General features: G+C 69.3%; 19 protein-coding genes. 12 read left to right on the forward strand and 7 right to left on the reverse strand.

The genetic code is table 11. The features are described from left to right. Nucleotides 1–28 precede the first annotated feature (28 nt). The 5 genes from OVA30_RS12120 (at nt 29) to OVA30_RS12140 (ending at nt 6,869) form a co-directional block, all read left to right on the forward strand. Nucleotides 29–346 carry a polyhydroxyalkanoic acid system family protein gene (locus tag OVA30_RS12120; protein WP_003601110.1) on the forward strand — a complete coding sequence of 106 codons (318 nt, stop codon included), beginning with the start codon at nt 29–31 and terminating at the stop codon, nt 344–346. Between the two features lie 107 nt (nt 347–453). Beyond that, nucleotides 454–675, forward strand: coding sequence for a hypothetical protein (locus tag OVA30_RS12125; protein WP_003601109.1), 222 nt, complete (start codon nt 454–456; stop codon nt 673–675). A gap of 173 nt (nt 676–848) precedes the next feature. Then, the gene (locus OVA30_RS12130; RefSeq protein ID WP_268175566.1) at nt 849–2,672 is read left to right on the forward strand and encodes an ABC-F family ATP-binding cassette domain-containing protein; all 1,824 of its coding nucleotides are present in this window, start codon (nt 849–851) and stop codon (nt 2,670–2,672) included. Between the two features lie 326 nt (nt 2,673–2,998). Further along, nucleotides 2,999–4,660, forward strand: coding sequence for a porin (locus OVA30_RS12135; protein WP_012254471.1), 1,662 nt, complete (start codon nt 2,999–3,001; stop codon nt 4,658–4,660). 214 nt (nt 4,661–4,874) lie between these two features. Continuing rightward, a complete protein-coding gene (locus OVA30_RS12140; protein WP_268175567.1) occupies nt 4,875–6,869 on the forward strand; it encodes a flagellar motor protein MotB in 1,995 nt (664 codons plus the stop codon). A gap of 42 nt (nt 6,870–6,911) precedes the next feature. Here OVA30_RS12140 and OVA30_RS12145 read toward each other — a convergent pair whose 3' ends face one another. Next, nucleotides 6,912–8,147: an adenylate/guanylate cyclase domain-containing protein gene (locus OVA30_RS12145; protein WP_268175568.1), complete on the reverse strand. Its 1,236-nt coding sequence runs from the start codon at nt 8,145–8,147 to the stop codon at nt 6,912–6,914. 140 nt (nt 8,148–8,287) lie between these two features. Here OVA30_RS12145 and OVA30_RS12150 point away from each other — a divergent pair, with 140 nt between their 5' ends. Beyond that, entirely contained in the window at nt 8,288–8,893 is a 606-nt protein-coding gene (locus tag OVA30_RS12150) for an HD domain-containing protein (protein WP_326493633.1), read from the forward strand. 23 nt (nt 8,894–8,916) lie between these two features. On the opposite strand, the gene OVA30_RS12155 is transcribed toward OVA30_RS12150, so the two are convergent. Continuing rightward, nucleotides 8,917–11,241, reverse strand: a complete 2,325-nt coding sequence (locus tag OVA30_RS12155) for a lytic transglycosylase domain-containing protein (protein WP_268175570.1) — start codon at nt 11,239–11,241, stop codon at nt 8,917–8,919. 199 nt (nt 11,242–11,440) lie between these two features. On the opposite strand from OVA30_RS12155, the gene dapA reads away from it, so the two are divergent. After that, nucleotides 11,441–12,331 (forward strand): 4-hydroxy-tetrahydrodipicolinate synthase, encoded by an 891-nt coding sequence (gene dapA / locus OVA30_RS12160; RefSeq protein WP_056118077.1) that lies wholly within the window; start codon nt 11,441–11,443, stop codon nt 12,329–12,331. Nucleotides 12,332–12,433: 102 nt separating this feature from the next. Continuing rightward, the gene (gene smpB, locus OVA30_RS12165) at nt 12,434–12,907 is read left to right on the forward strand and encodes an SsrA-binding protein SmpB (RefSeq protein WP_003602874.1); all 474 of its coding nucleotides are present in this window, start codon (nt 12,434–12,436) and stop codon (nt 12,905–12,907) included. Between the two features lie 213 nt (nt 12,908–13,120). Here smpB and OVA30_RS12170 read toward each other — a convergent pair whose 3' ends face one another. From OVA30_RS12170 to rpoZ, 5 genes are all read right to left on the reverse strand, one after another. Then, nucleotides 13,121–13,777 carry a LabA-like NYN domain-containing protein gene (locus tag OVA30_RS12170; RefSeq protein WP_268175571.1) on the reverse strand — a complete coding sequence of 219 codons (657 nt, stop codon included), beginning with the start codon at nt 13,775–13,777 and terminating at the stop codon, nt 13,121–13,123. Nucleotides 13,778–14,277: 500 nt separating this feature from the next. Next, nucleotides 14,278–14,868, reverse strand: coding sequence for an orotate phosphoribosyltransferase (pyrE, locus tag OVA30_RS12175; RefSeq protein ID WP_268175572.1), 591 nt, complete (start codon nt 14,866–14,868; stop codon nt 14,278–14,280). 214 nt (nt 14,869–15,082) lie between these two features. After that, entirely contained in the window at nt 15,083–15,430 is a 348-nt protein-coding gene (locus OVA30_RS12180; RefSeq protein WP_268175573.1) for a hypothetical protein, read from the reverse strand. A gap of 114 nt (nt 15,431–15,544) precedes the next feature. Continuing rightward, a complete protein-coding gene (locus OVA30_RS12185) occupies nt 15,545–17,776 on the reverse strand; it encodes a RelA/SpoT family protein (RefSeq protein ID WP_003602878.1) in 2,232 nt (743 codons plus the stop codon). A gap of 371 nt (nt 17,777–18,147) precedes the next feature. Then, complete coding sequence (gene rpoZ, locus OVA30_RS12190) at nt 18,148–18,558, reverse strand: DNA-directed RNA polymerase subunit omega (RefSeq protein WP_003602879.1); 411 nt, start codon at nt 18,556–18,558, stop codon at nt 18,148–18,150. Nucleotides 18,559–18,761: 203 nt separating this feature from the next. Here rpoZ and OVA30_RS12195 point away from each other — a divergent pair, with 203 nt between their 5' ends. From OVA30_RS12195 to OVA30_RS12210, 4 genes are all read left to right on the forward strand, one after another. After that, the gene (locus OVA30_RS12195) at nt 18,762–19,328 is read left to right on the forward strand and encodes a NifU family protein (RefSeq protein WP_003602880.1); all 567 of its coding nucleotides are present in this window, start codon (nt 18,762–18,764) and stop codon (nt 19,326–19,328) included. A 157-nt stretch (nt 19,329–19,485) separates the two neighbouring features. Beyond that, nucleotides 19,486–20,166: a tRNA (adenosine(37)-N6)-threonylcarbamoyltransferase complex dimerization subunit type 1 TsaB gene (gene tsaB, locus OVA30_RS12200; protein ID WP_268175574.1), complete on the forward strand. Its 681-nt coding sequence runs from the start codon at nt 19,486–19,488 to the stop codon at nt 20,164–20,166. Continuing rightward, the gene (locus OVA30_RS12205; RefSeq protein ID WP_182568114.1) at nt 20,163–20,684 is read left to right on the forward strand and encodes a GNAT family N-acetyltransferase; all 522 of its coding nucleotides are present in this window, start codon (nt 20,163–20,165) and stop codon (nt 20,682–20,684) included. Before tsaB ends, OVA30_RS12205 begins: the two co-directional genes overlap by 4 nt. Nucleotides 20,685–20,709: 25 nt before the next feature. Further along, nucleotides 20,710–21,588 (forward strand): lysophospholipid acyltransferase family protein, encoded by an 879-nt coding sequence (locus OVA30_RS12210; protein ID WP_268175575.1) that lies wholly within the window; start codon nt 20,710–20,712, stop codon nt 21,586–21,588. The last annotated feature ends 4 nt before the right edge of the window (nt 21,589–21,592 follow it).

A 21,592-nucleotide genomic window follows, 5' to 3' on the forward strand; every position in this document is an offset into this window, starting at 1 on the left:
CCGGGCTGCAAAGGGATGAGGAGCCGAGATGGCGAAGCCGATGGTGGTCGAGATTCCGCATGAACTCGGCCGCGACGAGGCCCGGCGGCGCATCGACGAGGGCACCGTTCGCGTGCGCGAGGCGCTCGGCAAGAGTGGCATCGCCATCAACACCCTGGCCTGGACCGGCGACCGGCTCGACTACTCGGTGACGGCCATGACCCAGACCGTGGACGGCCAGATCGATGTTGGCCAGGACGTGGTGCGCGTCGAGGTGCGCATGCCTCTGCTGCTCTCCATGTTCGCCCAGAAGATCCAGAAGATCGTCGGCAAGGAGGGCAACAAGCTCCTCCTGACCAAGAAGTAGCCGGAGCCGGGACGTCGCGGGAACCGGGCCACGGGAACCGGCCCGGCGACGCCTCGTTGGCGTCACACGGCGGCACGGTGCCCGCCGCCAGCGAGGCTTCGACCCCTATGGCCAATCCCGGATCGATCCCGGAGACTCCCGTGCCCGGCCCCGAGACGCCTGGACCGGAAACGCCCGACTCGCCCCAGATCCCCGAGCCCGGTCCCGGCCCTGAAATCCCCGGCGGAACGCCCGCCGAGGCTCCCAGCACCACGCCAACCGAGATTCCCGTCGAGAGCCCCGGCCTCCCGGATTCGATCCCAACCGGCCCGGCCAACCCGACCGCCTGAACGCGTCACCCGAAGCAGCGCCGGCTCCGCGCGACGGGAAAGCCTGAATCGGCGGAGGCGCGTGCCGACGACCGGGGCCGGCAAACAATCAGGGCTATCGCTTTCCGGCGATCGCCGTGAAGGCGCCGCCCGCTTGCGTTGTTCCGGCGTGCGGCTGCTGCCATAAGCCCGGCATGGCCGCTCCCCCGCTTCTCACCCTTCAAGACGTTGCGCTCACCTTCGGCGGAACCCCGCTGATCGAACGCGCCGAGCTGACGATCGCGCCCGGCGAGCGCGCCTGCCTCGTCGGCCGCAACGGCTCGGGCAAGTCGACCCTGATGCGCATCGCCGCAGGCTTGGTCGAGCCGGATCGCGCCGTGCGCTTCGTGCAGCCCGGCACCACCATCCGCTACCTCGCGCAGGAGCCGGACTTTTCCGGCTTCGAGACGACGCTGGCCTTCGCGGAATCCGGCCTCGCGCCGGGCGACGACGCGCACCGCGCCCGTTATCTCTTGGAGAGTCTCGGCCTCGACGGCACGGAGAACCCCCAGCGCCTGTCGGGCGGCGAGGCGCGCCGGACCGCGCTCGCCCAGGCACTCGCGCCCGAGCCCGACATCCTGCTGCTCGATGAGCCCACCAACCATCTCGACCTCCCGGCGATCGAGTGGCTGGAATCCGAGCTGAAGCGCACGCGCTCGGCCCTCGTCATCATCAGCCACGACCGCCGCTTTCTTTCGGCCCTGTCGCGCTCCACCATCTGGCTCGACCGCGGCGTGACCCGCCGGATCGAGCAGGGCTTCTCGAGCTTCGAAGCGTGGCGCGACGCGTTCTTCGAGGAGGAGGAACGCGACAAGCACAAGCTCGACCGCAAGATCGCCGACGAGGAACACTGGCTGCGCTACGGCGTGACCGCCCGGCGCAAGCGCAACGTGCGGCGCCTCTCCGACCTGCAGACCCTGCGCAAGCAGAGCCGCGACCACCGCCGCCCGGTGGGGCAGGCGGTGCTGACGGCGAGCGAGGGCGAAGCCTCCGGCACGCTCATCGCCGAAGCCAGGCACGTCTCGAAATCCTACGGCGAGCGCCGGATCGTCCACGACCTGTCCCTGCGCGTCCTGCGCGGCGACCGGCTCGGCATCGTCGGCCCGAACGGGGCGGGCAAGACCACGCTGATTAACCTGCTGACTGGCGCGCTCGCGCCCGATTCGGGCGAAATGCGCCTCGGCACCAGCCTCAACATGGTCCATCTCGATCAGGCCCGTGCCGTGCTGGAGGGGAGCGCGACCGTCACGGAGGTGCTGACCGGCGGAAGCGGCGACAGCGTCACGGTGGGCGGGCGCAGCCGCCACGTCATCGGCTACCTCAAGGACTTCCTGTTCGCGCCCGAACAGGCGCGCACGCCCGTGAGCGTACTCTCGGGTGGCGAGCGCAATCGGCTGCTGATCGCCCGAGCGCTCGCCCAGCCCTCCAACCTCCTCGTGCTCGACGAGCCCACCAACGACCTCGACCTCGAAACCCTGGACCTCCTCCAGGAGATGCTCGGCGACTATGCCGGTACTCTGATTCTGGTGAGCCACGACCGCGACTTCCTCGATCGGGTGGCCGGGACCGTGCTGGTCAGCGAGGGGGAGGGGCGCTGGGTCGAGTATGCCGGCGGCTATTCCGACATGCTGTCCCAGCGCGGGCGCGGCGTGGAGGCCCGCAGCGACGGGCGGGAGAAGCCGGCCCGCGAACGGGCCGAGCCGCGGGAGAAGGCGACGCGGGCGGAGGCTGCTCCGACGCGCAACAAGCTCGGCTTCAAGGAGCAGCACGAGCTGAAGACCCTGCCCGTCCGCATGGCCGAGTTGGAAACGGGAATCGCCAAACTGCGCGAGGTTCTGTCCGATCCCGGCTTGTATAGCCGCGATCCCGGCCGCTTTCAGAAGGCGACCGCCATGCTCGGTGCGGCCGAAGCCGAACTGGCCGCGGCCGAGGAGCGCTGGTTGACGCTGGAGATGCAGCGCGAAGCACAAAGCGGCTGACCATCCCTCGACGGGCCTTCTACGATGCCTCGATTCGTGGAAAACTTTTGCTAGCGGACGGGGATTAAGTTGCGATGCTGCAACAGAGTGCAGCGAAGCAGCTTTGTGTCAGCTCCAAGACAGTCATCTCTGTTGCCCGTAAGGCCACGCTCGCTCATGGTGCCGCTGCGGACGGGATAACCCCGCTGCGGCTTGGCCGATAACCCGGAAGGGAAGGGCCAAGCTCCAAGGGAAAAAGGACAAGCCGGAACGACCACGGAATGGTGGGCGCCCGGCCAAAACAGAAGTCCGATCCCGTGGGTCTCGAAACTTCTGGAGGGTATACCATGAAGCTCGTGAAGAGCCTTCTCCTTGGATCGGCAGCGGGGCTGGCCGTCGTGGGTGGGGCTCAGGCCGCCGACCTGCCGGTGAAGAAGGCCGTTCCGATCGAGTACGTCCGCGTCTGCACCGCTTACGGCGCCGGCTTCTTCTACATTCCCGGCACCGATACCTGCCTGCGTGTCTCCGGCCGCGCCCGCGCCGAGTACGGCTATATCGGCACCGACAATCGCAACGTCCCCGGCGGCGGTGATATCTCGGGCTTCACGGGCCTTGCCCGCTTCAACTTCGATGCCCGCACCCAGACCGGCTACGGCACCCTGCGCGCCTTCCTGCGCCTCGACGCCGCGAGCCGTACCGGCAACACGAAGTATTCCTCCGGCACGAACCTGCGCGGCGCCTACGCCTTCTCCGGCACCGGCCAGGACCAGCTCGGCCGCGTTCAGAACTTCATCAACGTCGACAAGGCGTTCGTGCAGTTCGCCGGCCTGACCGCCGGTCGCGCTTCCTCGTTCTTCGACTTCTACGCCCACGACTTCGAGATCATCGGTTCGTCGCTGGGTTCCGACCTGCCGTCCACCAACCTGCTCGCCTACACCCAAAAGTTCGGTGAGGGCTGGTCCGTGACGCTGTCGATGGAAGACCCGAACTACCGCAAGAACCCGCTCTACTCCGACGCGGCCGGCAGCACGGCCCTCGTCCCCGGCCAGGCTGGTCTGAACAACGTGTTCACCACGGCCCCGACCCCGATCATCCTCGGGACCAACGCCGCCGGTAACGCCACCGCCGTGGCCTTCATCGACGCCGTCCAGCGCTCGCGCCTGCCCGATTTCGTCGGCTCGCTGCGCTACGACGCCGCCTGGGGCTCGGCCCAGCTCTCGGCCGCCGTCAAGGACATCAACACCGGCGGCTTCATCGCTGGCTCGTCGATCGGCGTGCCCGGCACGGGCGCCGCGCTGGCTGGCAACACGGCAGCGGCTCTTGCGGCGCGCGGCATCAACGCCGGCGCGCAGACGGAGTACGGCTGGGCGATCCAGGGCGGCATGAAGTTCAACCTGCCCTTCATCGCCCCCGGCGACGGCCTCTACCTCCAGGGCGCCTACGGCGAGGGTGCTTCGTTCTACACCGGCATCAACCGCTTCACCGCCGGCTACCTGAGCAACGCCTCGGTCTACGCGGGCAACCCGTTCAACCAGTACCTCTCCGACGCGATCGTCAACCCGCTGACCGGCCGCATCGAGCTGTCCAACAGCTTCACGGCGGTGGCGTCCTACCTCCACTACTGGTCGCCGGAATGGCGTTCGGCCTTCTACGCCAGCTACGGTGAGATCTGGTTCTCGCAGGGCGCCCGCCAGGCGGTCAGCCAGGCGAACTCGGTGGTCGGCGCGGCCTCGACCGTGGCACCGCCGTCCTACCTCACCAACGCCGTCGGCTACAGCCTCAGCCCCGCCCTGCGTGACACCTATCAGGTCGTCACCGGCGCGAGCCTGATCTGGTCGCCGGTCAAGGATCTCGATATCGGCGTCGAGGGCCAGTACATCAAAACGGGTGTCAAGAACGGTCGCGTCTCCGACAGCGACAAGGGCGGCTTCGTGAACAACATCCCGACCCGCACGGTCAGCAGCGAAGACGTGTTCCAGGCCCGCTTCCGCGTGCAGCGCGACTTCTAAGCCGAACCGCCCCCCGCCCGCGCGGGGGGCCGCACACGACGAACACCTTCCAGACCCCGGCCTCACGGCCGGGGTTTTTTGTTGGCCGGGGACGGGTCGGACCCACGGGCCGCACGAATCACCGCCCGTCGGCGCGCGATGGGTGCGGCCTTCAAAGCGCCCCGATGGGCCTGTCTTCTGGCCATCATCGCCGGCCGCCGAGGAGGTCGAGCCCATGTCCACGCCTTCGATGCCTTCGCAAGTACCGCCGCACGGCCGCACGCTCCGGTCTCGCTTGATTCGGGCCGGCTGGATCGCCGGCCTTCCGCTTCTCGCCGTGATCGCCGCAGCGGCTTATTTCGGCATGCTGCGCGTCACGGAACGCCTCGAGCGCGAGGCGACGGCGATCGCCGCCGCGACCGGAGAGGGGCAGCCCGAGCCCTGGCTGCGGGTCTCGGTGGCGGGCCGCGACTTGACCGCGACGGGCGAAGCGCCGGAGGCGTCCCAGCGCGAGGCAGCCGTCGGCCGGCTCGCCGCCATCGGCGGCATCCGCCGCCTCACCGACCGGACCGGCGTGGTCGAGGAAGTCTCCCCCTTCGTCTGGTCGGTGGAGCGCCCCGCCTCCGGCCGCGTCGAGGCTACCGGCAGCCGCCCGGCCGAGGTCGGTGCCTTCGAATTGGCTCAGCGTCTGAAGCCGGCCTTGCCGCGTGACGCCACCTTGAGCGACAACGCCCGAGCCGCACGGGGCGCACCGCGCGACTTCCCCGATGCCGCGGCCTTCGCCGTGGAGCGGCTTCAGGATCTCACCACCGGCGCCGTCGCCACGCTCAACGACACCGTCATCTCGATTCGCGGCGAAGCGGCGAGCCTGGCCGCCTACGATGCCCTGCGCACGGCGCTGGCAACCCCGCCGCAGGGCTACACCCTCGGCACGATCGAGATCACGCCGCCGGTCGTCGGCGACTTCCGGTTCGGCGTCTCCCGCCGGCCGGACGGCAGCCTCGAACTGAACGGCCACGTCGCCTCGGAAAGCGCCCGCGAAGAGATCCGGGCCGCCGCCGCGGAGGCGGCGGAGGGCGCGGCCGTCGACGATCGCCTGCGCGACGCCCGCGGCCTGCCGCCGGCCATCGACGGCCCGGCCCTGGCGCGCTTCGTGTTCCAGCTCGCGGGGCTGCTGCACGAGGGGCGCGTCAGCTTCGAGGGCGAGGCGGTCTCGGTCGAGGGCAATGCGCTGGATGCCGGCGCGGTCGCCGAGGCGCAGACGCTGATGCGCGACGCCCGCCCCCCCGGAATCGCCGCGGGCCGTGTGGTACTCTCCGCCCGTCCCATCGTCCCCTACGTCCTGCGCATCCGCCGCGGCAGCGACAGCGTCACGGTGAGCGGCCATCTGCCGGACCGGGCGACGCGTGAGGCGCTGCTCGCCGGGCTCAACCCGCGTTTCTTCCGCGAATCGATTCACGATCGCACGCGGCTGGCCGACGGTGCGCCGGCTGCTCTTGGTGCGGCTCTTGCGGCAGCGGTCGATCCGCTCTCGACGCTGGCGAGCGGGGAGCTGACGATCACCGGCACCAGCCTGCGCCTGACCGGCACCAGCCTCTATCCCGAGAGCGCCGCCCGCCTCGCTCAATCCCTGCCGAAGGCGATGCCGGCGGGCTGGAACGCCACGGTCGCCGTCACCTCGGACGCGGCCCCCTCGGCGATGGCCGATATGGGCCCATGCGGACAGCGCCTCGCCGAGCGCACCGCCGGGCATACCCTGCGCTTTGCCCCGGGCAGCACGGCGCTCGCGCCCGAGTTCTATCCGGTGCTCGACGCGGTGGCGGCGCTGGCCCGCGCCTGTCCGGCGGAGCGGATCGAGGTCGTGGGTCATCTCGACCCGGCGGGCGTGAAGCCCGAGACCCAGGCCGACCCGGTCGCCGACGAGGCCGCGAAGGAGACGGCCCCCAAGCCCACCAAGGCGGACACCAAGAAGGACGCGAAGGCCAACAAGGGCAAGGCCAAGGCCGAGACGAAGCCGGAGGTGGCCAAATCCGAACCAAAGCCTGAACCGAAGCCCGAGAAGACCGAGGCCGAGCGGGCGGATGCCGGCGCCGACCTCGCGCGCGCACGGGCACTCGCGGTGGTGGACTACCTCCAGAAGGCCGGTGTGCCGCTGGAACGCGCCGCCGCGCCGACGGGCGTCGCACCGCTCTCCGACCGCCAGGGAATCGGCCTCAGCCTGCGCTCGTGACCTGCCCGTCGCCTCGCTCAGGGCGGGCTCGGGCGCTCCGCCTCACGCGCCCCCCTCCGACGGACCGGGCGCCTCCGGGGCCAACCCCCAGATCCGCTGCTTGCGCCCGACGCCGCGCAGGGCGAACTCGCCGACCGGAACGAGTGAGGCCCCGCAACGCCGGGCGAAGGCATCGGAGAGGAGCAGCGAGCGCTCCAACCCGTCGCAGAGCCGCTCGATCCGGCTCGCCTCGTTGACCGCCCGGCCGATCACCGTGAAATCGAGGCGCCGATCGGTGCCGACATTGCCAGAGACGACACGCCCGTAATGCAGCACGATGTCCGCCTCCAGCGGCGGCAGCCCATCCTGGCGGCGGGACGCGTTCAGCCGGTCGTTGCGCGCCAGCGCCTCGCGCGCCGCATCGAGCGCCCCCGTACAGGCCGGGCAGGTGAGGGCGTCCGGCTCGGCGACGGGGAAGACGGCGAGAAAGCCGTCGCCGAGAAATTTCGAGATCTCGCCGCCGTGGCGCTGCACCGGCTCGCCGAGCGCATCGAAATGCTCGTCGAGCCAGCCCACCACCTTCAGCGGGTCATCGCGATCCGCCACCGCCGTGAAGCCGCGCAGGTCCGCGAGCAGGATCGCGGCGTGGACCACCGTGCTCTGCCCGCGTCGCATCTCGCCCGCGAGCACCCGCGCCCCCGTCGCCGGGCCGAGATAGGTGTCGAGCATCTCGCGAATCGCGTGCGACAGGCTGAGCTTGGCCGTCACGAGGGCGATCACCGGCACGAGTCCGGCGACCGCCGCCTGCTCCGCTTGCGAGAAGCCGCCGGGCCGGTCGGTGGCAAACGAGATGCCGACGCCCTCCATGGCGCTGCCGGGCGCGAAGGCGGCGGCATGGAGCAGGTAATCGGTCCCGCCCGCCTGCCTCAGCGTATCGAGAAGCGGGAGATCGGGACAGCCGTTCGATTGGTCGAGGCGCCAGCGTACGAAGGAGAGGTCGTTCGCCCGCAGCCAGCCGACGGGGCTGCGCAAGAAGGTGTCCTCGCCCTCCGGCCCGTGCACGGTCGGGAACACCGCCATGCCCTGCCCACGCCGCCACGCGACGCTCACCCCGCGGAACAGGGGATCGATCACCGGCACCGCGAGGCTGAGGCGCCAGAGCGGGAGACCGGCCGCGGCCAGCGCCTCGCAGAACTCCGCGATGATGGCCTCCGCCTCGTCCGACGCGGTCGCGCGCGCGATCAGGTGGGCTTCGATCCTGCGGAGGTCAGAGGCTGAGATCGGGTCCGTGATGGCCATGGCGGTCCCACTCTATCGGCGCCCCGGCGGCGATCCAAAAGCACCGGGCAGGCGATGTCTGTGGGAAATCGACTGCATAGCCGCCTTGCCCGGGCGTTCCGAACCCTTCAACCGTGCTGCCAGATGCCGGGGCCAACGACATGGACGACGTGACCGACGACGCTTCCGCCCTCGCGCGCCGATTCGCGTTTCTCGCCGAGATCGACGGGCTCAAGGCCGTGCTGCGCCAGAACCGGACCATCGGCGAGCGCCGCCGCGAGAATTCGGCCGAGCATTCGTGGCATCTGGCGATGTTCGCGCTCGTTCTCGGCGATCGCGCGCCCGGCCTCGACCTGAACCGCGTCGTCGCGATGCTGCTGGTGCACGACATCGTCGAGGTCGATGCCGGCGATGTGCCGATCCACGGCGCCTACGACGCCGCCGCTTTAGCGCTGGTCGAGGAGGCTGCGGCCGCGCGGATCTTCGGGCTCCTGCCGGAGCCGCAGCAGGACCGCTTCGTCGCGTTATGGCGGGAATTCGAGGCAAGCGAGACAGCGGAGGCGCGCTTCGCCAAGGCGCTCGACCGGCTCCAGCCGCTGCTGCTCAACACGCTGACCGAGGGCGGCACCTGGGCCGAGAACGGCCTCACCGAGGCGCAGGTGATGGCGCGATACCAACCGGTGATCGAGCGCGGCATCCCCGGTCTCTGGCCCTTCGTGGAGGCGCTGATCCGCAGTCACTACCAGAGGCACGCCACAACGGCGTGACCGGCACTAACAGGGTCACGCCACTACGGCGTGACCGGCTGCGCCTCGGCGCTGACGGCGGTGCGGGCGCCGCGGGCGAGGTCGCGCTCGATCATCAGCGCGCTCTTGCCGTCGAGGCGGTTGCGGTAGACCTGCAGGTTCTCCATCACCCGCTGCACGTAGTTGCGCGTCTCGGTGAAGGGGATGCGCTCGACCCAGTCGATCGGATCGACATCCGGCCGGCGCGGGTCGCCGTAGGCATCGACCCATTTCTTCACGTTGCCGCCACCCGCGTTGTAGGAGGCGAAAGCGAGGATGTAGGAGCCCTTCCAGTCCTCCATCAGCTCGCCGAGATGGGCTTGGCCCAGCCGCGCATTGTAGGCGGGATCGCTGGTGAGCCGGTCCGTTTCATAGGACGTCGAGACGCGCTTGGCCGTGCGCTGGGCGGTGGCCGGCATCATCTGCATCAGCCCGCGCGCGCCGACGCCGGACTGGGCGCGGGGATCGAACTGGCTTTCCTGCCGGGCGATGGCGAAGACCATGGCGCGCTCGACCTGCGGCACCGCGGTGAAGGTCTCGTAATTCGGGATGCCGATGGTCGGGTAGGCATGGGTGTCGAGTGCCAGCCCCCGCTGCGTGGCCAGCTTGCCGATGGAGACCAGCGCCCGCGCATCGCGCATCTCTACCGCGGTCTCACCGAGCGCGTTGACCTGCGCCTCCTCGGTCAGCGAGCGGGCGGCGTCGATATAGAGCGGCAGCGCCAAGTCCTTCATCTGGGCGGCGGCCAGAAGCTTCAGGCCGCGCATGAAGAGCCGGTCGTCGAAGGCGGCGCGTGCCGTCGGGCTCAGCTCGGCCGCGCGGCGCAGGGGCAGGCTGTGCTGGCCGAGCCGGGCACGGGCGAGCTGCCCGTAATAGGCGATCGGCTGGAGCGCGGCGCGCTCGTAGAAGCCCTTCGATTCGATGATCTTGCCCGCGGCTTCCGCCGCGCGGCCTTGCCAATAGGCGGCACGCGCCAGGGAGATCGGCGTCTCGGCGACACTCGCGGCTTGCGCGAAGTGCCGCTCGGCCGCGGCGGGGTCGGCCATGAAGCGGAGCGCGATCCAGCCGGCATGGAACTCGGCCTCGATCCGCTTCTCGGACGTGCGGGCGGAATGCGCGGCGGCCACGGCGTAGGCGGTCTTAGTCTCGCCCGCATCCATCAGCTTGCGGGCGACGATGCGGCGCTCGACCCACCACGTATCACCGTCGGCGAGCACCTCCGGGTTGGTCGGCGCAGTGAGCAGCACCTTGGCCGCTTCCGGCGCCTTGTCGGCGCGGCGGAAATACTGAGCGCGCGAGAGCAGGTAGGACGAATCGTTGCGCAACGACGGCGGCACCGCCGCGAGCGCGGCCGCCGCCCCGGCCTTGCCCTGCACCGCCCGGCGGGCGCGCACGAGGCTGGCATAAGAGCCGCCGGCATAGTCGGCGGCGCGCGCGGCGGTGGCCCAATCCTCCTTCAGGAGGGCGCGCTCCATCCGGTAGCGGTGGTCGATCACCGTGAGCACGCCGGGGAAGGCGTCAGTGACCTTGGCCTCAAGGCTGCGCCCGAAACTTTCCTCGCGCCATAGGTCATGCACGAGTTCGGCGGCATCCGCGTCGAGCCCGTCGGCGCGCAGGGCCAGGGCCAGGGCGAACTTGCCCGGCGCACTCGCAGGCTTGGCGCTCGCGAAATAGGCGCGCACGATCGCAGGGCTCTTCTTCTCCGTGAGCAGCCGCTCTTCGGCCCGGCGGCGCAGCAGGGGCCCCGCCGGCCAATCGGGATTGGCGCGCGAGAAGGCGACGACCCGCTCGAAGCTGACGCCGGCGCCCGCACGGATCGCGACCCATTCGAGCAGCGCCCGCGCCGCCGGATCGGTGAAGCCAGCGGCGAGCCGGTCGCCGTCGGAGACCTTGCCCTTGCGGTAGAGGTCGATCGTCTCGCGGAGTTGGCCGAGATCGGTCTCGCCGAACGCGACGGGCCGGGCCAAGTCCGGCACTTCAGGGTAGGGGGCGGCCGGCGACACGGCCGCATCGGGCAGCGGGAAGGCGACCGGGCCATCCGATTCGGTGGAGGCGTAGGAGGACGCTGCGGCGGGCAGCGGCTTGTCGGAGGCGGCCTCGCCGGAACTCGGATCGAGGCGCAGCGCGTCCGCCGCGACGGGATCCGAGGCGGGACCCTGGCCGTCGCTTGGCTGCCCGGCGGGCGCGGTGGCGTCGCTCGCGGGGGCGGCGGGGGCGGAGGCCGGCTGCGGGTTGCGGAGTTCGATGGCCCCGCTGCGCTGTGGCAGCACGGCTGTGCCGGACAGCAACAGGCCGAGGAGCAGGGGCAGGGAGCGTGTGGGCAACGCCATGATCTGAGACACCCCGACCGGAGGCCAAGCCTTAAGCTGGGCCTCGGTCCGTTAAGATGGCATTAACTGCGCAAGCGAAGCGTTTGCGCGCGGACGGGGGAGGGCCTATGTCTCGCGCGTCCCAAGCGCGGCCCGTACGCGGCCGCAGCCTCCGGGGCACGCCAGAAAACAGGCAAGAAGAACGGCCGGGAACGCCAGGATGACCGATACCCACGCCCGCCTTCGCGGCTCGATGACCGCGCTCGCGACCCCGTTCCGCGACGGCGAGTTCGACGAGTTGGCCTTCCGGAAATTCGTGAACTGGCAGATCGATCAGGGCACCCACGCCCTGGTGCCGACCGGCACGACCGGCGAGAGCCCGACGCTGAGCCACACCGAGCACGACCGCGTGGTCGAGGTGTGCGTCGCCGAGGCCGCCGGCCGGGTGCCGGTGATCGCGGGCGCCGGCTCGAACTCGACGCGGGAGGCCGTCGCGCGGGCGCGTCATGCCGAGAGCGTCGGCGCGGATGCGGTGCTCACCGTCACGCCCTACTACAACAAGCCGACGCAGGAGGGGATGTACGCCCACTTCAAGGCGGTGAACGACGCCGTCGGCATCCCGATCATCATCTACAATATCCCCGGCCGGTCCGTGGTCGACATGAGCGTCGACACCATGAAGCGGCTGTTCGAACTGAAGAACATCGCCGGCGTGAAGGATGCCACGGCCAAGATTGACCGTGTCAGCCTCCAGCGACAGGCTTTGGGAGAAGACTTCATCCAGCTTTCTGGCGAAGATGCGACGGCGCTCGGCTTCAATGCCCATGGCGGGGTCGGCTGTATCTCCGTGGTCTCGAATGTCGCACCCCGGCTCTGCGCCGATCTTCAGGAGGCGACGCTGGCGGGCGATTACGCCAAGGCCCTGAAGATCCAGGACCGGCTGATGCCGCTGCACGTGCAGATGTTCTACGAATCGAACCCGGTGCCGGCGAAATACGCTCTCTCGCGCCTCGGGCTGATGTCGGAGGAGGTGCGGCTGCCGCTGGTGCCGGCGACCGAGGGCTGCCGCCGGGCGGTCGATGCCGCGCTCGCCCATGCCGGCCTGATCTGACGCCGTCGGATTGATCCGAGAAGATCCGGCGGGAAGCCTCGCCGGAGAACGTGGCGGTCCCCATATCGGTGGACCGCCGCCTGACCACGAACCTGAAGACGAATGGCACCCAAACCCGATCCCGGCCGGCGCGTCGTCGCCGACAACCGCTCCGCCCGCTACCACTACGCGATCGAGGACACGCTCGAAGCCGGCATCGCGCTGACCGGCACCGAGGTGAAATCGCTGCGCGGCGGCAAGGCGACGATCGGTGAGTCCTATGCCGGGCCGTCCGGCAACGACCTGATGCTGTTCAACGCCTATATCCCGGAATATCTGGAGGCGAACCGCTTCAACCACGACACCAAGCGGCCCCGCCGCCTGCTGCTGCACCGCCGCCAGATCAACAAGCTGATCGGCGCCACCCAGCGCCAGGGCTACACGGTGATTCCGTTGAAGATCTACTTCAACGACAAGGGCCGGGCGAAGGTCGAGCTGGGCCTCGGCAAGGGCAAGCAGCTCCACGACAAGCGCGAGAGCGTCAAGCAGCGCGACTGGGATCGCGACAAGGCTCGCCTGATGCGCGACAAGGGCTGAGTTCAAGCCCTCGGCGTTTTCGGCGCCGGGACATGCCGTCGCCGTCCGATTGGCGAAGCACCCCAAACCGAGCGCCGACGCGCTCTGCCATCACCGCAGGACGAAGCGCGTCTTATCTCGATAGGGCAGGGCGCCGGATGAGTTCGGCGCGGCCTGGCCATCGACGGCGACGGGTCTTCGCCCGTCGCCGCGATCCGAGCATCAAGGCTCCGCTCAGCCTTCCGCTTCCTCGTCGGTCGCGCCGGGGCGGATGCCGTAACGGCTTTCGAGACCGGGATTGGGGCGGGGCGCGCGCTCGGCGAAGTCGCGGCGGGGGCCGTCGCCGGGCGCGCGGGTGGTGCGCTCGCTCGGGTCACGGCCGATCCGGCTCGCGAGATGGGCGAGATCGATGAACTCGTCCGCCTGACGCCGCAGGTCGTCGGCGATCATCGCCGGCTGGGTCTGGATGGTGGAGACGACGGAGACGCGAACGCCGCGGCGTTGGATCGCCTCCACGAGCGAACGGAAATCACCGTCGCCGGAGAACAGCACCATGTGGTCGATGTGCGGAGCCAGTTCGAGCGCGTCGATGGCGAGCTCGATATCCATGTTGCCCTTGATCTTGCGGCGCCCGGCGGAGTCGGTGAATTCTTTCACCGGCTTGGTGACGACCCGGTAGCCATTATAGTCGAGCCAATCGATCAGCGGGCGAATCGAGGAATACTCCTGATCCTCGATCATTGCCGTATAATAGAAAGCGCGAATGAGACTATCGCGGCTCTGAAAATCCTTGAGCAGTCGCTTGTAGTCGATGTCGAAACCGAGCGCCTTCGTGGTCGCATACAGATTTGCGCCGTCGATAAAAACCGCGGTACGTTGCTTATCACTCATCGATAGGTCCGTGTGCTTGAGATAAAAAAGTTTGTTTCTAGAAATTCAGACATGAATGCAGTACATGAAACCGTGGATTCAATGCGCTGCCGAAGTTCAGCATCCCTGCACTCTCGACGCATAGCAATTCCTGTATGCCGAGACACACTTTCCGTTCGGAAGAGTGTAATCCGACCAACAAGATTGCAGTGTCTGAAAGGTGCAGGACTCGGAACAGCGTAGCAGAGTCCGGCCCGAATCCCCCTTGTGGTGGCCGAGCCGGCAATCCCTGTCAAGCGCCAGAAAGAGTTAAGGCCGCCCGCGCCAAATCCAAACGAAGATGATTTTGACGCAACCCAGAGCGTATTCTGCGCGATAATTTTCGCACTAGCGGTTGCGACACGGCGTAAACAGGGATCGGCCGCAGTATTTACATACCTGAAGTTGCCGCGGCGAGGGAATTGACATGGGCTGCCGGCGCGGAAACTTCGCAGCCGAACCAGCGCCCGTCCCGCGCCGGGTCAGGGCTTCGGCAAGGCCCGGCTGCCCGGCTTGACCGGGGGGATGGCGGCCAGCTCAGCGGGGAGGGCATCCGGCGCATAAGTCGGGATGTCGAGCGTGACCAGGGACAGGAGCGGCAGGCCGATCGCGCCGCGTCCGCCCGAACGGTCGATCAGGCAGGCGGCACCCACCACCTCGCCCGCCTCATCCTTCAGCGAGGCGAGGCATTCCCGGGCCGAGAGACCCGTCGTCACGATGTCCTCGACAATGACGGCACGGGTGCCGGCGGGGATCGAGAAGCCGCGGCGCAGGGTGAAGGGACCGCCAGGGTCGCGCTCGACGAAGATCGCTTTGGCGCCGAGATGGCGGGCGGTCTCGTAGCCGGGGATGATGCCGCCGATGGCCGGAGAGACCACGATGTCGATCCGGCCGAACCGGGCCGCAATAACCTCGGCCAGCGCCCGGCACAGCCGCTCGGTGCGCGCAGGATCGGAGAAGATCGTCATCTTCTGCAGGAAGGTGGGCGAGCGCAGGCCGGAGCTGAGGATGAAGTGTCCCTGCAGCAGGGCCCCTGCGGAACGGAACTCTTCGAGAACTTCTTCCGGCGTCATGATCACCTGCTCGCCAAACCGTGTTCCGTGCTTCTTGCAGCGGCGCAAGCGAGGCGCAAGCCGAAGGCCAAACGCATCAACCGGGAGCGCACCAACCGCGATGACGGCGGCCGGTCTTCGGACGATGACGACACGACGGGCAGGATCGGGCTTCGTCGGACAGCGCCATGCGTCGCCGAACCGCCGATTCCCTCGGTGACGCGGCTCCGAAACGCTAGTTCCGCGCGCGAAGCGGCTCCCGGCGCCGATCAGGACGGGTCTCGTAGGCGGGCGGGGGATAGGATGGGTCGTAGCCCGGCCCATCATAGGGATCATAGGCGCGGGGCAGGAGCGCGCCGAGCTGCACGCCCTCGCTTCCACCGCGCTGGATCATCGTGCGCATGCCCGGCTGCAGCTTGTCGTCGTCCAGATCGTCGGGATGGACGGGGACGAGCGGCAGACCCTCGGCGCCGCCCTGCTGGAGCATCGTCCGCATGCCGGGCTGCAGATCCTGCGCGCCGGCCTCCTCAGCAAGCGGGGTGCAAGCTGCGAGGATGACGGCGGTAACCAGGGGAAGCTTCATGGGGGTCGCTCCGGAAAAGCGCGTCGCAGGCCCAGCCGTCCATAGACCGATCCGATGACGGAATGACGTGTCCCGGCATCGGTTCCGGCAAGCGACGCCGACGGCGACCGACCGTCAGCCGTTCACCCGCTCGACGCGGCTCACCGAGCGCTTGCCGCGCAGGTCCGCGACGATGGCCGTAAGGTGCTTCAGATCCGGCACCGAGAGATCAATCGAAATATCGGTGAAGTCCTGCGTGCGACGCTTCATCGAAACATTGTCGATGTTGCCGTCATGCTCGGCGATCACCTGGGCGATCTGCGCCAGCGTACCGGGCTCGTTGATCGATTCCAGCGCGAGCTTGGCGGGGAAGCGCTCCTGCGAGCCCTCCACATCCCAGCGCACGTCGAGCCAGCGCTCGGGCTCGTTGTCGAAGGCGGCAAGCGCGGCGGACTGGATCGGATAGATCGTCACGCCGACGCCGGGCGTAAGGATGCCGACGATGCGATCCCCCGGCAGGGCACCGCCGTTCGGGGCAAAGCTCACCGGCAGGTCGCCGGCCAGTCCGCGAATCGGGATGCTCGCCAAGGCCGAGGCCGCCTCGGCCTCGCCCGAGAAGGTCAGCCGCATGGTCTGGTCCTTGGAGCGAGTGAGGCGCCCCGCCGCGCCGTTGGCCGCCGGACCGCCGCTCGCCCCCGCGCGCCGCTCCTCCTTGAAGTCGGGATAGACGGCCTTCACCACGTCGCCGGAGAACATCTCGCCGCGCCCGACGGCGGCGAAGACGTCCTCGGTGCTCGCGCGGGCGAGCCGGGGCAGCGCACCACGCAGCTTCTCCTCGGAGAAGCTCTTGCCGGCCCGCTCGAAGGCCCGGTCGAGGATCTGGCGGCCGAGGCCGGCATATTGGCGCCGCACGGCGGCGCGGGTCGCCCGCCGGATCGCCGAGCGCGCCTTGCCGGTGACGACGAGCGATTCCCACGCGGCCGGCGGCGAGGCGCCGTCGGAGCGGGCGATCTCGACCTCGTCGCCGTTGGCGAGTTCGTGCAGCAGGGGCGCGAGCCGTCCGTTGATCTTGGCGCCCACCGCCGTGTTGCCGACATCGGTGTGCACCGCGTAGGCGAAGTCGATCGGGGTGGCGCCCCGCGGCAAGGCGATCAGGCGGCCCTTGGGCGTAAAGCAGAACACCTGATCCTGGAACAGCTCCAGCTTGGTGTGCTCCAGGAACTCTTCCGGCGAATCGCCCTCGGCCAGAAGCTCGATGGTGCGGCGCAGCCATTGGTAGGCGCCGCTCTCGGTGGCGAGCCGGGGGTGGACCTCGCCCTCCACGCCCTCTTTGCCGGCTTCCTTGTAATGGGCGTGGGCGGCGATGCCGTACTCGGCGATCTCGTCCATCTCGGCGGTTCGGATCTGAAGCTCGACGCGCTGGCGCTTCGGCCCGATCACCGTGGTGTGGATCGAGCGATAATCGTTCTGCTTCGGCGTCGAGACGTAGTCCTTGTAGCGGCCCGGCACCATCGGCCAGCTCGTGTGGACGACGCCGAGCGCCGCGTAGCACTCGGCCAGGGTGCCGACGATCACGCGGAAGCCGACGATGTCGGAGAGCTGTTCGAAGGCGACCGACTTGCGCTCCATCTTCGACCAGATCGAGAACGGCTTCTTCAGTCGCCCTTTCACGTGAGCGGCGATGCCGCGCGCGGCGAGCCGGGCGGTGAGGTCGTGCTCGATGCTCTCGATCACGCTGCCGGACTTGGCCGAGAGGTCTTCGAGCCGCTTGGTGATGGTGGCGTAGACTTCGGGCTTCAGCGTGCGGAACGAGAGGTCTTCCAGCTCGTCGCGCAGCTCCTGCATGCCCATACGGCCGGCGAGCGGCGCGTAGATGTCGAGGGTCTCCTCGGCAATCCGTGCCCGCTTGTCGTCGCGCATGAAGTGGAGCGTGCGCATGTTGTGCAGGCGGTCGGCAAGCTTCACCAGAAGCACCCGCACGTCCTCGGCCACCGCCAGGAGGAGCTTGCGGAAATTCTCGCCCTGCACCGCCCGCTTCGAGACGAGGTCGAGGCGCTTGAGCTTGGTCAGCCCGTCCACCAGCGCGCCGATCTCAGGCCCGAAGATCTCGCGGATCTCGTCGAGCGTGGCGGCGGTGTCCTCGACGGTGTCGTGCAGGACGGCCGCGACGATGGTCGCATCGTCGAGGCGCAGGTCGGTGAGGATCGCGGCGACTTCGAGGGGATGGGCGAAGAACGGATCGCCGGAGGCGCGCTTCTGCGTGCCGTGCGCCCGCATGGCGTAGACGTAGGCGCGGTTGAGAAGCGCCTCGTTCGCGGCAGGATTGTAGCGCTTGACCCGCTCGACGAGTTCGTACTGGCGCATCATCCGCCGAAGGATCCTGCTCTCGATCTTCTCGGTGTCGCTCACAAGACGCCCGCCGCGCCGCCGTGCCTCAGAGGGGCGAGGATCGGCGGTCGGGCGTTTCGTGCGGCACTCTCAAGGGGGCCCGGCCCGGACGGACGCGGTCGCTCGTCCGACACCTTCCTGCATCGGCGCGCATTTGCCCAGACCCATGGCGTCGCGGCGAAAGCGCGACGGCTCCGCCTTCCTCGCATGGACGCCAGGATGGGGCTTGGCCCCGAAAGCCGGCGACCGGCTTCCGAGACGACGCTGCGGAAAGGGACCGAAACACGCGAACGCCCGCCGCTCGGGGACCGAGGGCGGGCGTGGATCGTCAGGCGGAGCGCGAAAAGAGCTTACTCGCCCTCGTCGTCGGTCTCGGTCGGCGGTGCGAGGTTCTCGAGACCACGGAGGAGATCCTCCTCGCTCATGAAGTCGAACTGCACGTTCTTGTCGTCCGAGGAGGACTGGGGCGCCACCGCGGCAGCGGCGGGCGAGCTCGACAGGAGCGGCACGGTCTCGGCCTCGGGCTCGTCCACCTCGACGTATTTCTGCATCGAGTGGATGAGCTGCTCCTTGAGATCCTCCGCCGTGATGGTCTCGTCGCCAATCTCGCGAAGGGCCACGACGGGGTTCTTGTCGCGGTCGCGCTCCACGGTCAGCGGGGCGCCGGCGGCGAGCAGGCGCGCCCGGTGGCTGGCGAGCAGGACCAGCTCGAAGCGGTTCTCGACCTTCTCGATGCAGTCTTCGACGGTGACGCGAGCCATGCGAGGCGGCTCCTTCCTCAGGCGCGGATACGAACGATATGCGTGATGAACGGGCTTCCTACACCGGTTATCGCTGTCCAACAAGTCGCGGGAGCGGTTGAGAATCCGTCCCTGTCGGTCCACATGGAAAGCGGCGCCGGTCGAACCCGGCACCGATCCCGGCCGGCCTTGAACCGGCGCCAGCGGACCCGAGGATTCTTCACATGTTCATTCAGACCGAAGCCACGCCGAACCCCGCCACGCTCAAGTTCCTGCCCGGCCGGGTCGTGCTCACCGACGGGACCTTCGAGGCCCGCGACACCGCGAGCGCCGAGCGCTCGCCGCTCGCCACCGCCCTGTTCGCGGTGCCCGGGGTCTCGGGCGTCTATTTCGGGCACGACTTCATCTCCGTCACCAAGGCCGACGGCGTCAACGAGTGGCCGCAGGTGAAGCCCGCCGTGCTCGGCGCGATCATGGACCACTTCCAGTCCGGCCGCCCGGTGCTGGCCGAGGGCACGGCGCTCGCCGAGGACGAGACGGAGGAGTTCTACGACGAGGCCGACCACGACACCGTGGTCACCATCAAGGATCTGCTGGAGACCCGCGTGCGCCCGGCGGTGGCGGGCGACGGCGGCGACATCACCTTCCGCGGCTACCGCGACGGCATCGTCTACCTCGAGATGAAGGGCGCGTGCTCGGGCTGTCCGTCCTCCACCGCGACCCTGCGCCAGGGCGTGCAGAACCTGTTCCGCCACTTCCTCCCCTCCGTTCGGGAAGTGCAGGCGATCTGATCGGGGGCCCCGCCGCCCGTTTTCCCTGACATCGGCGCAACACCGCACCGCTTCCTTGGGGAGTCCGGTCGCGGATGCGCTGACGGGGAGGGCGGTTTCGTCCTAAGAAGAGCCGGAGGGCGGGCGCTCGAGGCCCGCCGCCGGATGGAATCGACGTTTGCGGATCCTTGCCATCGATACGGCGCTCGAAGCCTGCGCTGCCTGCGTGGCCACCGACGACAGCGACGACCTGCTCGCCGAGGAGTCGATGCCGCTCGTGCGCGGCCATGCCGAAGCGCTGCTGCCGCTGATCGAGCGGGTCATGGCACGGGTCGAGGGCGGCTTCGAGGGTCTCGACCGGGTCGCGGTCACGGTCGGGCCCGGCAGCTATACCGGCTTGCGCGTCGGCCTTTCGGCCGCCCGCGCCATCGGGCTGGCCGCCGGCCTTCCGGTGGTGGGCGTGACCACCCTGTCCGCCCTGCTCGCACCGCAGCTCGCCCTCAACGGCGACGATACGGTGGTCGCCGCGATCGATGCGCGCCACGGCGCCGTCTACCTCCAGGCCATGAGCGTGACGGAAGGCACGGTGATTGCGCCCCGGCACATCGCTTTGGAGGAGGCGGTGACCCTGCTCGGTAAGCGACGGGCGATCCTCACTGGCTCCGGCGCTCCCGCGCTCGCGGCGGCGGCCGCTTCCGCCGGCATCGCCGTCGAGGTCGCCGAGACCGGCGCGCCGCAGATCGCATGGGTCGCCTCGCTCGGGCTCGTTGCCGATCCGGACCAGGCGCTGCCGCGCCCCCTCTACCTGCGCGGGCCCGACGCCCAGCCGCAGCATCATGCGAGGCTCGCAAGGGCATGACGCGGACCGTCTCTCCGTTCTGGCCGCTCGATTGGTGGTCCGCATGGTGGGACGCCTGGGGCTCCGTGCCCTACGTCGCGCCGCTGCGGGACGCCGGTCAGGCGTCCGACCTTGAAAAGCTGCACGCCACCGCCTTCGCCCGCCCCTGGGCGGCTCACGAGTTCGAGCGGATGCTGTGCGAGCGCTCGATCGAGGCACATGCCTTGCGCCGGGGCAACGCGCTTCTGGGCTTCGTGCTGTCGCGCAAGGCCGTGGACGAGGCGGAGATCCTCACGATCGTTCTGGCACCCTCCGCCCGCGGCGGCGGCCACAGCCACCGGCTCCTGCGCGAGCACCTGAATGCGCTGACCTATGCCGGCATCCGCACGGTCCATCTCGAAGTGGACGAGGGCAACACGCCGGCCCTGAAGCTCTACACCCGCCATGGCTTCCTCAAGGTCGGCGAGCGCAAGGGCTACTACCCGCTGCCGGACGGCAGCCGCGCCACGGCTTTGACCATGAGCGCGACGCTGTCGTGAGGCTTTGCGGGAGCGCATCCGCCCGATGACGCGCGTCGGCATCGGCCTCCGCCTCTTCGTCCAGGCGCTGGCCTTCCTGATCGTGATCGGGCCGCACTGGCTCAGCCTGCGCTTTGGCCGGGGCTGGGTCGCGGCGCGCATCGCGATGCTGTTCCACCGCCTGTTCCTGCGCCTGTTCTCCGTTCGGGTGACGCAGAGCGGCACGCCGCCGCAGCCGGGCGAGCCGGCACTCGTGCTCTCGAACCACGTCTCCTGGCTCGACATCGTCGCGCTCGGCTCGCTGCGCCCGCTCTCCTTCGTGGCCAAGTCGGAAATCGCGGGCTGGCCACTGATCGGCCTGCTGGCCAAGCTCCAACGCACCGTCTTCATCGAGCGGTCCAAGCGGACGGCGACCGCACGCGTCAACGCCACGGTCGGGCAACGGCTCGCGGACGGCGACCTGATCGTGCTGTTCGCCGAGGGCACCACCGGCGATGGCCTGCGCCTGCTGCCGTTCCGCTCCTCGCTGGTCGGCGCCGCCCGGACGGCGCTGACGGCGGAGACCGGTGGGCTCGCGCGCATCCGGCTCCAGCCCCTGGCGCTGGGCTACCCGCGCCGCAACGGCCTACCGGTGACCCGTGCCGAGCGGCCGGAGATCGCGTGGTACGGCGACATGGAACTGCCGCCGCATCTCGCCCTGTTCGCCAGCCGTGGCCCCATCGACGTGCACGTGAACTGGGGCGCACCGATCGCCTTCGAGGCCGCCACCGACCGCAAGGTCGCGACCCTGCAGGCCGAGGCCGCCGTGCGGCAGGGCCTGCGTCAGATCCACCTCGGCGGGGCCGCCCCCCGTCCGGTGCCGGTGGCGCCGGAAACGATCGGGGAGGGCGCCGACGTCTCGGCGCCGGGCATCGCCGCGGTGTGACCGC

The organism is Methylorubrum sp. SL192 (assembly GCF_026672325.1).
Classification (GTDB): domain Bacteria; phylum Pseudomonadota; class Alphaproteobacteria; order Rhizobiales; family Beijerinckiaceae; genus Methylobacterium; species Methylobacterium extorquens.

Excerpts from the sequence above, each read along its gene's own strand:
- OVA30_RS12120 (WP_003601110.1), top strand. The coding sequence starts at position 29 with ATGGCGAAGCCGATGGTGGTCGAGATTCCGCATGAACTCGGCCGCGAC.
- OVA30_RS12125 (WP_003601109.1), top strand. The coding sequence starts at position 454 with ATGGCCAATCCCGGATCGATCCCGGAGACTCCCGTGCCCGGCCCCGAG.
- OVA30_RS12130 (WP_268175566.1), top strand. The coding sequence starts at position 849 with ATGGCCGCTCCCCCGCTTCTCACCCTTCAAGACGTTGCGCTCACCTTC.
- OVA30_RS12135 (WP_012254471.1), top strand. The coding sequence starts at position 2,999 with ATGAAGCTCGTGAAGAGCCTTCTCCTTGGATCGGCAGCGGGGCTGGCC.
- OVA30_RS12140 (WP_268175567.1), top strand. The coding sequence starts at position 4,875 with ATGTCCACGCCTTCGATGCCTTCGCAAGTACCGCCGCACGGCCGCACG.
- OVA30_RS12145 (WP_268175568.1), bottom strand. The coding sequence starts at position 8,147 with ATGGCCATCACGGACCCGATCTCAGCCTCTGACCTCCGCAGGATCGAA.
- OVA30_RS12150 (WP_326493633.1), top strand. The coding sequence starts at position 8,288 with ATGGACGACGTGACCGACGACGCTTCCGCCCTCGCGCGCCGATTCGCG.
- OVA30_RS12155 (WP_268175570.1), bottom strand. The coding sequence starts at position 11,241 with ATGGCGTTGCCCACACGCTCCCTGCCCCTGCTCCTCGGCCTGTTGCTG.
- dapA (WP_056118077.1), top strand. The coding sequence starts at position 11,441 with ATGACCGATACCCACGCCCGCCTTCGCGGCTCGATGACCGCGCTCGCG.
- smpB (WP_003602874.1), top strand. The coding sequence starts at position 12,434 with ATGGCACCCAAACCCGATCCCGGCCGGCGCGTCGTCGCCGACAACCGC.
- OVA30_RS12170 (WP_268175571.1), bottom strand. The coding sequence starts at position 13,777 with ATGAGTGATAAGCAACGTACCGCGGTTTTTATCGACGGCGCAAATCTG.
- pyrE (WP_268175572.1), bottom strand. The coding sequence starts at position 14,868 with ATGACGCCGGAAGAAGTTCTCGAAGAGTTCCGTTCCGCAGGGGCCCTG.
- OVA30_RS12180 (WP_268175573.1), bottom strand. The coding sequence starts at position 15,430 with ATGAAGCTTCCCCTGGTTACCGCCGTCATCCTCGCAGCTTGCACCCCG.
- OVA30_RS12185 (WP_003602878.1), bottom strand. The coding sequence starts at position 17,776 with ATGATGCGCCAGTACGAACTCGTCGAGCGGGTCAAGCGCTACAATCCT.
- rpoZ (WP_003602879.1), bottom strand. The coding sequence starts at position 18,558 with ATGGCTCGCGTCACCGTCGAAGACTGCATCGAGAAGGTCGAGAACCGC.
- OVA30_RS12195 (WP_003602880.1), top strand. The coding sequence starts at position 18,762 with ATGTTCATTCAGACCGAAGCCACGCCGAACCCCGCCACGCTCAAGTTC.
- OVA30_RS12205 (WP_182568114.1), top strand. The coding sequence starts at position 20,163 with ATGACGCGGACCGTCTCTCCGTTCTGGCCGCTCGATTGGTGGTCCGCA.
- OVA30_RS12210 (WP_268175575.1), top strand. The coding sequence starts at position 20,710 with ATGACGCGCGTCGGCATCGGCCTCCGCCTCTTCGTCCAGGCGCTGGCC.